We start from the raw sequence: 10,435 nt of genomic DNA on the forward strand, positions 1-10,435 counted from the left end.
GGCGAGCCGCATCAGTTGCGGGATCATCGCCATCATGTCGCCGCCGCCGGCGCCGCCGAGCATGCCCATGATATCGCCGCCGCCCATGCCGCCCATCGGTGCGTAGCCGGCGCCGTGATTGGGTGCGCCGAATCCGCCGCCGAGATTGCCGCCGGCGAGGCCGCCCATGCTGCCGCCCATCATTCCGCCAAGGCCACCGCCGCCATTCTCCATCATGCGGCTCATCATCGGGCCCATGGTCTGCATCAGCATGGCGAAGCGGCGCTTGCCCATCTTCGCCTTCATCATCTCCAGCATCGGCGCCATCTGGGTCATCATGTCCTGGCCGCCGGCACCTCCGCCGCCGAGGAACTGCGCGTTGGCCGGCGCGCTCGAAATCGAAAACAACAGCAGCACGGCAGCTGCCTGGCAGATCACCTTGTCCGCACCTCTCATGGCATGCTCCTCGCGTGCGTGGCGCCGCCGGGAGAGCGAGGCCGTCTGGACGCACGCGGCCATGGTTACGGACGATGAGGGGCGGGCTCTGTGAGACGGATCACGTTGCACGCGCATGATCCGGAAAAGTGTGCAGCGGTTTTCCCTCGCGACAAATGCGGAACGCGTTTGCGCGGAGATCATGCGCAAATAAAAACTACGGGAAGGCCTTGTGCATGGCGGCGACAGCCAGCTTGGTCTGCTCCTGCACGTAAGCTGCAAGCTCGTTCGGCAGCATGTCGATGGTCCAGATCAGGCGGCAGCTTGCCTCGCCGTCGGCGATCACCTGCACCGAGGCGCTGTAATGCTTCAGCTGCTCGCTGCTGATCGCGTAGACCAGCCGCTGCCTGATATCGTCGCAATCGACCAGCACTTCGCGCGCAACCGAGCCGTTGGCGAAGGTGACAATGCGCGTATCGCCGTCGAGCTGGCATGCGGTGACGAAGCCCGGCACCAGCCGCTGAGGCAGCGCGCCGAAATCGCGCACCGCGTCCCAGACGTCGCGGGCCGGAGCGGGGAGGGAGACGTCGTTGTGGATGGAGGCCATGTTGTTTCCTCAACCGGAATCAGGAGGGTGGGCAAAGGTGCGCTCTTCGCGCGCCGTGCCCACCGTCTGCATCGTTGCGCGCATTGGTGGGCACGCTACGCTTTGCCCACCCAACGAGATCGCGCGCGTGGCGATCGCTCACGTACAAACCGCCTCGACATTATTGCCATCGGGATCGATCAAGAACGCCGCGTAGTAGGTCGGGCTGTAATCCTTGCGCGGGCCCGCGCCGCCATTGTCACGGCCGCCGCTCTTCAGGCCCTCGCGGTGAAACGCCTTCACGGCGTCATGGTCCTTGGCACGAAACGCGATATGCGCGCCGTCGGCCTTGCGGCCCTTGTTCAGATGCAGCCACAATGCCGGATCGCCCTTCGGCCCGAAGCCGGCATAGCCGTCGCCGCTCGAGCACAGCACGTAACCGAGCGGCGCCAGTGCCGCGGTGTAGAACCGCGTGGCGGCGTCGAGGTCGGCAACGCGCAATCCGATATGGTCGTACATGATCGTCTCCATCGCAAAGCGCGCCGCTCGTGGCGCGCACCGGAGACGAGCCTAGTCAGTTGAGGGCGAGCCGCTCTTGGAGAATCTTGCGCATCCCCTTCGAGGCCTGGCGGAACCTGGTCGGCGACAGGCCGGCGGCGCGGTGGAAGGTGCGGACGAAGTTGGAGAGGTCGCCGAAGCCGACGTCATAGGCGATGTCGGTGACGGCAATGTCGTCGTCCGCGAGCAGGCGCGCCGCGTGCCGCAGCCGTGAGCGCACCAGATATTGATGCGGGGTGACGCCGAGCACGTTGGAGAACAGCCGAAGGAAATGGAACGGGCTCAAGTCCGCCAGGCGCGCGGCCTGTTCCAGATCGATCTCGTCATGCGAATTGGCGTCGATCCACAACGCGGCCTCGACCGCACGGCGGCGGTCGCGCGCCGTCGGCGTGACCCGCTTGCGCGGCTTGCCGGAGACCACATCGACAAAGCGGCCGGCGAGAATCTGGCCGATCTCGTCGAGGCTCAAGTCGCTGTTGCCATCTGCCGCCGTCTGGGCAAGCTCGCCCAGCACCATCAGCTCAGGCAGCGGCGGTGTCGCGCCGACCTGCCAGGTCTCGCGCCGCCCGCCGAGGGCATCGACCAGATTGTCGCTAAAGAAGAAGCAGAGGCAGACGTCGCCGCAGACATGTTCATGCGTGCAGGTGTATTCCTCGCCGGGCGCACCGACCAAAAGCGAGCCGGCCACCAGCTCGAAGACGCCGGCGCGGCAATGGCAGCCAAAGCTGCCGGAGCGGACATAGGCGATGGAATGACCGGTGCGACACTCGGCAAACGGCGTGTCGCCCGGTCCCGCGTCGCAGCGAAACTCGCAGACGGTCATCGACTGAGACGTCAGCAGCGTGGTCGCATCCATCCCGCATATTTAGGAGGGGGACCGCGACTGGGCAACGGGCAGCAGCACCTCGAACAGCGTCTTGCTGGCGATCGGGTGCGCGCCTTCGAGCGCCAGCAGGCGTCGCTTGGAGATCACCCCGCCATAAGGCGAAATCCGGTCGGCATAGCCGCCGGTTTCCAGCACGCGGTGGCAAGGCACGATGATCATGTAGGGATTTTTGGCGATCGCCTGCGCCACCGAATGCGCGGCGCCGGAGGCGCCCAGCGCCTTGGCGATGTCGTGATAGGTGCGCGTCTCCCCCCGCGGGATGGTGCAGGTGTATTCGTAGACCCGCCGGTTGAAGGCCGGCACGCCGCCGGCGTCGAGGCTGACATCGGAAAAATCGGGGTCGCTGCCCTGCAGCAGGCCCACGATACCCTCGATGGCGAGTTCGGTGTTAACAGGCGCGACTTGCTCGCGCGCCTCGGGATGGACCTGGAAAATCCGGCGGCGGGTGTCGATCTCCCGTGCCTCGGGCAATTGCACGGCGACCACGCCGGTGCTGCTCCAGATGATGCCGCAGCGCCCTATCGCCGTGTCGAATATCGTGTAGGCACGCCCCACCATGCACACGCCCCACTCAGTGCACGCTGCTCCCCGACACCGCTATCATAACACTGCCACAATTCGGCGCACCTGGAATCTTGCCAGGATATTAACAACTGTCCGGCCTGACGCGCCAAACCGCTTGGCGCCGGACACCGTCTCGGCTAATCAGGATGGGCGCAGGACACGCGCATCGGCGGGCGTAGTTCAATGGTAGAACGGCAGCTTCCCAATCTTTTGTGAAGCATCTCCACCGTTCCACATGGTGCCCGTAAACCCCTTGTTTTACAGTGGTTTCCGCGACTCGACCCTCGTATACTTCGGCATGGTTATCCGCCTCAATCCACGTGAAAGGCGTGCCAAATCGTGCCAATTCTTGGGCTCACAGATCTCACCGTCCAGTCACTGAAGCCCGGTTTGTACATGGACCGGAAGACGCCGGCGTTCGGCTTGCGCGTCGGCAAACGTCGAAAGACCTGGATCGTCCTCAAAGAGCCCAACCGCACCAAAATCCGGCTTGGTCACTACCCTGACCTGAAGCTTGCAGAAGCGCGCCGCCGCGCCTTTGTCGCGCTCGGCACGCCCGTCGGGGAGAAGGAAATCAGCATCGAGTTCGAGCAAGCGAAGCTCGTCTTCATTGAGGAGAATTACAAAGGCAAAGCTGAGCGCACGAAATCCGAGACGCTTAGGCTTCTCAATCGCCTCTCGTTCAAATGTACCCTCGCCGACCTCGACGATGCGGCGATTGAGCGTGAACTGGGCAAGCTCGCCGATGTACCCAGTGAGCAGCTTCACGCATTCCGCGCACTCCGGACAATGCTCAGTTGGTGCACGAAACCTCCGCACCGCTACATGAAGCGCAGTCCGCTCGAAGGCTACCCGGCTCCAGGCAAAGACAAGAAGCGCAGCCGCATCTTGAACGACGACGAGCTCGGAAAAATCTGGCGCGCGGGCCAGGGCTTCTTCGGCGATATGATCCGGCTCGTCATTCTCTGGGGATGTCGGAATGGTGAAATAGGACGGCTACAACGCGCCTGGCAGGAAGGACGCGTGATTACCATTCCCGGAGAGTTCACCAAGAACGGGCGCGCTCATGCAATTCCCATCCTTCCAATGGCGCGCGCGATCCTCAATCGGCAAGATAAGCTCGGCGACAACTGGCGAGACAAGAATACGGATTACTTCTTCCCCGGTTACATCAAGGGCACGCATTTCAACGACGGCTCGTGGGGCAAGTTGAAAAAGGAGCTCGACAAGCAATCGGGTGTGACTGGATGGCAAGTACGAGATCTTCGGCGCACCTTCCGCTCTACGCTTGCGCGCATGGGAGTCTCGCGTGAGATCGCCGAAATCATGCTCAATCACGTGACTGGAGGAGGCAAAACCGATCTCGATGAGATTTACGACAGATACGATTACCTACCTGAGAAACGCGCTGCGCTGCAAAAGCTCGAAGCTCATCTCACAAAGCTAGCGGATCGCTAGCCTGTTATTGCAGCAATAGCCATCAACGGCGCACATCACGTCCGCAGCAAACTTATTCAACGCCTGCGCATAGAAGCTCTCTCCCATTGCTGCGGCATGGGCTGATTTTTTGGATCAATTGGGCAGCTCAGGCGTGCGAAACGGTAGCTGCAACCCTATGGTACCCATTTCGGTTGTTGCTGATGTGCAACACTCGAAAAGATAATGCCGTCGCCAAAACTACCTTTGGTTGATGGGGCGGCGTGACTTTGTTCAGATGTGAAGTTGAGGCAAGGCGTTTTTCGAGAATTGATTTCCAGCTGAATGAGTACGAGCGATGGTTGCAAGGAATTTGCTCGCTTTGGTCGTGGTATCTGGCTGCGTTGCCGGATGTGGGACCTACGTTCCAGAGATTCAGGAGAATTTGTCGGCGAGCGAGAGTGAGCGCTCCGCCTTTATTCAAGCGATCGTCAGAAATGTGAGATGTGAAGTCCAGGACGCCGTCGTTCGTCTCTACCAAGAAAATCCACCCAGCATCGACCCGTACAATAGAAATCTCAAATGGTTCGATTCGTGGGCAGTTCAAATCTCGCTGCAGCTCACCATTGACGAAAAGGGAATCCTGAATCCGACAGGCAACTGGCTGCCTCCAAGTCCGGCCAACAGCATTTTCAATCTTGCTGCCGGTGCAACCGTATCGACCGAGGCTCAAAGGGTCGACAAGATCGGGGCCTTCTTCCTTGTTTCAGAGCTGAAGAAACTGCGAGCTTGTCCGCCGCAGGATCGAAATCGAGGACCGTTCATCCTTCAAAGCGATCTCAAGCTTTTTCAATGGCTGAAAGCTACGATGATCTCGATCGACAACGGCGATACGCCCGCACCTGCGGACTCCGGCGGGCCACTCCAATCCAATGTCCTCTCCCATGAGGTCAAGTTCGACATAGTCTCAACCGGGACCCTCAATCCCGGCTGGGTGCTGACAATGGGCTCGATCAACCAAAACGGCACCTTCCTGAGCGCCACGAGGGACCGGACGCAGGATTTGACGATCACGTTTGGCCCGCCTGACCCGAAATGGGCCGAGTTCGTCATTGATCCAGTCAGCGGCAAGAGAAGGCTTCGTCCCGCAGCGTTGGGTCCGGCTGCTTCCAACGCAGCGCTGGCATCGGAAATTGGAGCGTCCATAACCAATGCCGTCAGAAGCGGAGCTCGTCCCTGATTTCCTTGCTGAAGTGATAGTTCAACCGACGGAGGGTATTGTGGCCACGAAGAAAGCTAAGACGACCGCCAAGACGACACCCAAAGCGCGATTGGCAGCCGCAGCTGTCCCGCAGCGAATGTATCACTGCCGATGCTACAAGGTCGGAGACGAATACGAGATGTGGGTACTGGACCCAGCTAGTGGGACATATAGAGGACCTATCCCGTGCACGATGCAGCAGTGTCGAGCTTGCAACACGTCTGCAGCTGAAGTCATCGGAAGTTGAAGCCCTCGTAGCATCCGATGAGAGAGAGAAAAACCTTCGAGAGGATTATTACTGACGCTGTGACGCTAGCGGCACCAGAAGTAGTCGTCCATGCGAAGAACCCGGATTTCAGCTCGGGGCGTTGGCGGATAAAGGGCGACTAGACTGGTCAGCCCATGGCGTCCTCCATCCGAAAAACTGTCAGAGCCGGCCTCGATGATGGCTGATCGAGCAAGACCGGAAGGTACAGACCTTTTGGCTCCTGCGGATACCGTCCTATATCCATCCGCTCTTAGACCCCAGTGCTGTTTCGGACTCAGTCCGGGCAAGGTACTCGCGACGTCGCAGTCATGTAACGCTTGCAATTGCAGCCCTAGCGAGTACTCTCATCTTGTAATTGCCTTTAATTTCGTTGCAGCAGGAACGTGTCGATGGTCGGACGGCGTGGCGACAAAACGCGCCCTCCTCCGGGAGGACGTGTAGCCGAACGGCTGCGGTTTTTTACGGAATCGCGAGGCTCCGGTTCGCGGCAGGACACCAACAAGAGCAAAAACGAGACAGCGGCGACCGAGCCCTCGAAGAGTTTTCGGGGGGAGACAAATGCGCGGCAAGGTCGACGTAAGACTCGAGCGCCGAAAAAGTAAGACCAAGCCATATAAGCGGCCTTATGGCGGCAAGGTGCTGCAGCGATTGTTTGGCTATCTAGATCATCGCAGCGCCGCGATGAGCGCTGAGGCAATGGCAACGCTCGGCGTTCCACAGTCGGTGCAACGCGCGCTTGGATTTGTCGATAAGCCGCAGCAGTCAAAAAGGGCGCTTGGCGCAAAGCCGCGCAAGAAAAAGCCGCGCACGCCAGCTCCAGGAGGCGCCAAGCGCTACGCCGCCGCGATTGCTAAGACCGCCGCCTCGCTCGCGCCCCAGCATGCTGCGGCCGCGGCACCTGGAGCGCCCGCTGGTTGGCAACCGCTAGGACCGACCGCCATCCCGAATGGTCAGACCTATGGAAAAAACAAAATCGGCGTTATCGGTCGCGTATCGAGCATCGCGGTTGACCCAAGTGGTCCGTCGCATTTGCTGCTCGGTGCAGCAGGCGGTGGTATTTGGGAAAGCACCGACACGGGCGCCACCTGGGCAGCGCGAACCGACCAGATGCCGTCCAACGCCATTGGCGCCATCGCCTTCGATCCGACGGACCCGCGCAAGGTTTATGCGGGCAGCGGTGAAGGAAATTTCTATTTCAATCTCGGTGTGGGGGTTTATGGCTCGACCGATGGCGGCACAAGTTGGACCGTCGTGGCGTCAGGCCCATTTGTAGGCTGCGGATTCTTCGATCTCGTGGTAGATCCAAAAAATCCCAATATACTGTATGCCGCGACCATCGATTCCTCCGGAAAGAGCGGCGGCTTCTATCGATCGGCAAACGGCGGATCGTCCTGGTCGCTGAAGCGAAGCGGAATCTGTTGGAGTATCAGCGTCCATCCGAGCGGCGGCACGGTTGAATTGCTCGCGACCTTTGCCGATGGTCTCTTTGTCTCCAGCGATACCGGCAACTCCTTTCAGCCGGTGGTCCTTCCAGCGAAGCCTTCGGGAACTTGGACGCGCCTCTCTGTGGCACGTGTGACTAGTGCCCCAGACATCGCTTATCTTTTCGGTGCGATCAAGACGGCACCTTACCTTTGGCGGCGCGCCGCGAGCAAATGGACGCGGATTACATCGCTGCCGGCCGTTGACCCCAAGAATCCCTGGACCGGCCAAGCGCAGTACGATTGGTATGTTGCCGCGGCTCCCGACAATCCGGCGCAAATATACCTCGGCGCTATCGATCTCTACCGGGGATCGCTGCGCGGTTCGACCTGGGGATTTACTGACATCAGCACACAAGGCGCCCACAGCATCCATCCTGATCAGCACTGTCTCGCGTTTTCGCCGGACGATCCGAATGTCATCTATGCCGGAAGCGACGGCGGCCTGTTCCGATCGCCTGACCGTGGCGCGACCTGGGCGCCGCTCAATAACGGGCTCGCGATCACTGAGATCGAGTACATCGCCGCAGATCCGAATACGTCGCAATGGTTCATGGCGGGCACCCAGGACAATGGCACGGTGCGTTTTACGGGATCGCCTGTGTGGGACCAGATCGCCGAAGGCGATGGCGGCGAGTGCGGCGTGAACCAGGAGGATCCTAATGAGGTATATCACTCGTTCTATTGCGATCAGCAGACGGGCGTACTGGGATTTGAGAGTTCGACCGATAAGGGGGTAACCTGGTCGTACCAAGACCTCGCGTGCCAAAGCGCAATCTTTTACCCACCGATCGAGGTCTCTGGTTCGACCGTCGCGGTCGGTGCGATGGCGGCGTTCCTCTCGCGAGACAAAGCGGCGCACTGGGACCAGGTGCCCCTCGGATTTCCGTCCGATGACTGGGCGACTGCGTTGCATCTCATCAATCCAGATACACTGTTCGTCGGTACCTATTACGGCCGGTGCGCGCGTCTCGACTGGATCGCTACGGGTTGGAAGGTGACGGTATTGAGCTCGCCAACGCCGCGCTACATCAGTAGCCTTAAGCTCGACCCAGCGAATACCAAGAGAATTTGGGTGACGATCCAGCAAATGCAGGCGAACGCCGCGATGGTATATCGCTCGGACGATGGCGGCGGGTCATGGTCGGCCTGCCGCAACGGGCTGCCGGCTCTCTCTATGAACGCAGTTGCGATCGATCCGGCGAATGCGAACCGAACGTGGGTCGCGGCCGACCGTGGTGTTTACGAGACCAGGGATAGCGGTGCGAGTTGGAGAAGCATTTCCGGCGGCCTTCCTAACGCGTTGGCGGCCGACCTTCTCTATCATGCCAAGGACCGGAAGCTGATTTGCGGAACGCGCAATCGTGGCACATGGATCCTGAATTTGTGAGGAGTGACATTTCAAAGGAGGACATCATGGATTTCGTTGAAAGGTTGTTCGGCATTTCACCTGATGGCGGAGATGGGACTACCGAGCTGATGTATTTTGTCGCCATCTCTATCATTGTTGTGGGGTTAGCTTACGCTCGGCACCGAGCAGCCAAAGGACGAAGGTATTGACGCCGCTGGCGTGAAATCGCCGCTCATTGCTGGCCGCGGAGACCGCAAATGTCGAAGGAAATCGTTCAGACGCTCGGTGGGTATCTCAGCTATGGGGCCGTCGGCCTTGGTCTCGCCGTCGCAGTCTTGGCAACCATACTATTGTTATCAAGAAACGTAGCTGCGGGCACCCGCTTTATGTTTTTCGCGCTGGCCCTAGTTGTCATCGGATCTGGCCTTGAATTGGTAAGAACATACGCGACGTACTACACTGCGTGGCGCGCATTCGCCGCTTCTCAAAGCCTGCCCGACGAGTTCTGGAGTGATTTTCTTCTTTCCAGACAGCAAAAAATGTTCGGAACGGCAGAGCCAACGGACGAATACACTAGCGGTTCATTTAAAGACGGCGAAACGAGAACCGTGAAAATTCGTGTTCCGAAAGGAGAATGTCGCTTCTATTTCGCAGCGGTTCGCCCACCAGCCAAGGTCGCTGTCGAGATTAAGGATAGCGAAAGCGTTGCCAGGACTCTCCGAGATACCGGCTATTATCTGACTGGAAAGATATGTTTACCCAGCCCGAAACCCACGCGAGAGGTCGACCTGCAGCTTCAAATGATTGGAAGCGATGGTCAGTTCTCAATATCCGCTTTCAAGGCTCCTCCTGAAGAAGACCTGGCGCCGCCAGCTACGTCGACTTCCCCTTCAAGCGCTTCATCAACTGCTACGACATCCACCGAAACGCCTAGTGTGACGCCCGCTCCTCAGACGAAAGTTATAAGGCGAGTTTGCACAGGCGAATTCGAAGCAAATTGCGCTGGGCCGCACGATGCATTCTTCGCCTGTGGTTCTTTTGGCAGCGATGATGAGATTGCGGCGCAAATGTGTAAGGGGCCTCCTTCTAAAGGCGTGCGCGTGAATACTAAGGGGGGAAATAAATGCGGGTACTCCCTCATCGAGGTGACATGCGGCTAGCTGTGCACCACAACGCCGGGGGGAGAGGAGATGGTCCAGGCTAAACACTTACGCCGGTGTGCGCCGTGTAAAGGCGGCGCTTTCCAGCGGGTGCAAGCCCCACCCGGCAAGCCAGAAGCAATCGGAGCAGTCATGGAGGCAACGAAGCGGCTGAAGCGCATCTCGCGAACAGCTACAACCTCGAATCCTGTTAGCACTGTTGGCGTTACCGAAACTACGGGCATTCTCGGGGAATTCCGTCAGCTTTCATTACCAAAAATTGGATCCACGAATCTTCGGACTACGGTAAGATTGCTGGTCGGCTGACTAACAGCCGTCGCGACGGCTCCACCCCAATGGAGCTAAGCGATGACTGGAAAGGAAGTGGTCAACTGGCGTGGACTCAAGGCACTTGGAATTCCCTACAGCCGCACACACTGGTTCAGGCTGTGTTCGAGTGGAGAGGCGCCGCAGTTCTTCAAACTCGGCCGACACAGAAACAGCCCGCCGG

Annotated in this window: 9 protein-coding genes and 1 pseudogene; 5 read left to right on the top strand and 5 right to left on the bottom strand. The window is 59.4% G+C overall.

Annotation, left to right across the window (positions count from 1 at the left end; translation table 11 throughout):
- The 5 genes and pseudogenes from AOQ71_RS47580 to AOQ71_RS09980 form a co-directional block, all read right to left on the bottom strand.
- Positions 1-435 (bottom strand): annotated as a pseudogene (locus AOQ71_RS47580) (hypothetical protein); the annotation flags it as partial.
- A 196-nt stretch (positions 436-631) separates the two neighbouring features.
- Complete coding sequence (locus AOQ71_RS09965) at positions 632-1,021, bottom strand: SRPBCC family protein (RefSeq protein ID WP_057745227.1); 390 nt, start codon at positions 1,019-1,021, stop codon at positions 632-634.
- A gap of 138 nt (positions 1,022-1,159) precedes the next feature.
- Positions 1,160-1,519 carry a VOC family protein gene (locus tag AOQ71_RS09970; RefSeq protein WP_057745438.1) on the bottom strand — a complete coding sequence of 120 codons (360 nt, stop codon included), beginning with the start codon at positions 1,517-1,519 and terminating at the stop codon, positions 1,160-1,162.
- Positions 1,520-1,574: 55 nt separating this feature from the next.
- Positions 1,575-2,414, bottom strand: a complete 840-nt coding sequence (locus AOQ71_RS09975) for a helix-turn-helix transcriptional regulator (RefSeq protein ID WP_057745231.1) — start codon at positions 2,412-2,414, stop codon at positions 1,575-1,577.
- 9 nt (positions 2,415-2,423) lie between these two features.
- Positions 2,424-3,002, bottom strand: coding sequence for a methylated-DNA--[protein]-cysteine S-methyltransferase (locus tag AOQ71_RS09980; RefSeq protein ID WP_057745234.1), 579 nt, complete (start codon positions 3,000-3,002; stop codon positions 2,424-2,426).
- Positions 3,003-3,347: 345 nt separating this feature from the next.
- Between AOQ71_RS09980 and AOQ71_RS09985 the strand changes: the two genes are divergently transcribed.
- The 5 genes from AOQ71_RS09985 to AOQ71_RS44960 all read left to right on the top strand — a co-directional run bounded on the left by AOQ71_RS09985 (position 3,348) and on the right by AOQ71_RS44960 (position 9,945).
- Complete coding sequence (locus AOQ71_RS09985) at positions 3,348-4,466, top strand: site-specific integrase (protein WP_162268339.1); 1,119 nt, start codon at positions 3,348-3,350, stop codon at positions 4,464-4,466.
- A 316-nt stretch (positions 4,467-4,782) separates the two neighbouring features.
- Positions 4,783-5,664, top strand: a complete 882-nt coding sequence (locus AOQ71_RS09990; RefSeq protein WP_057745240.1) for a hypothetical protein — start codon at positions 4,783-4,785, stop codon at positions 5,662-5,664.
- Positions 5,665-6,511: 847 nt separating this feature from the next.
- Complete coding sequence (locus AOQ71_RS09995; RefSeq protein ID WP_057745243.1) at positions 6,512-8,824, top strand: WD40/YVTN/BNR-like repeat-containing protein; 2,313 nt, start codon at positions 6,512-6,514, stop codon at positions 8,822-8,824.
- Between the two features lie 26 nt (positions 8,825-8,850).
- Entirely contained in the window at positions 8,851-8,994 is a 144-nt protein-coding gene (locus tag AOQ71_RS44955; RefSeq protein ID WP_157083448.1) for a hypothetical protein, read from the top strand.
- A gap of 48 nt (positions 8,995-9,042) precedes the next feature.
- Entirely contained in the window at positions 9,043-9,945 is a 903-nt protein-coding gene (locus AOQ71_RS44960; RefSeq protein ID WP_157083449.1) for a hypothetical protein, read from the top strand.
- Positions 9,946-10,435 lie beyond the last annotated feature (490 nt).

It is taken from the genome of Bradyrhizobium manausense (assembly GCF_001440035.1).
Classification (GTDB): domain Bacteria; phylum Pseudomonadota; class Alphaproteobacteria; order Rhizobiales; family Xanthobacteraceae; genus Bradyrhizobium; species Bradyrhizobium manausense.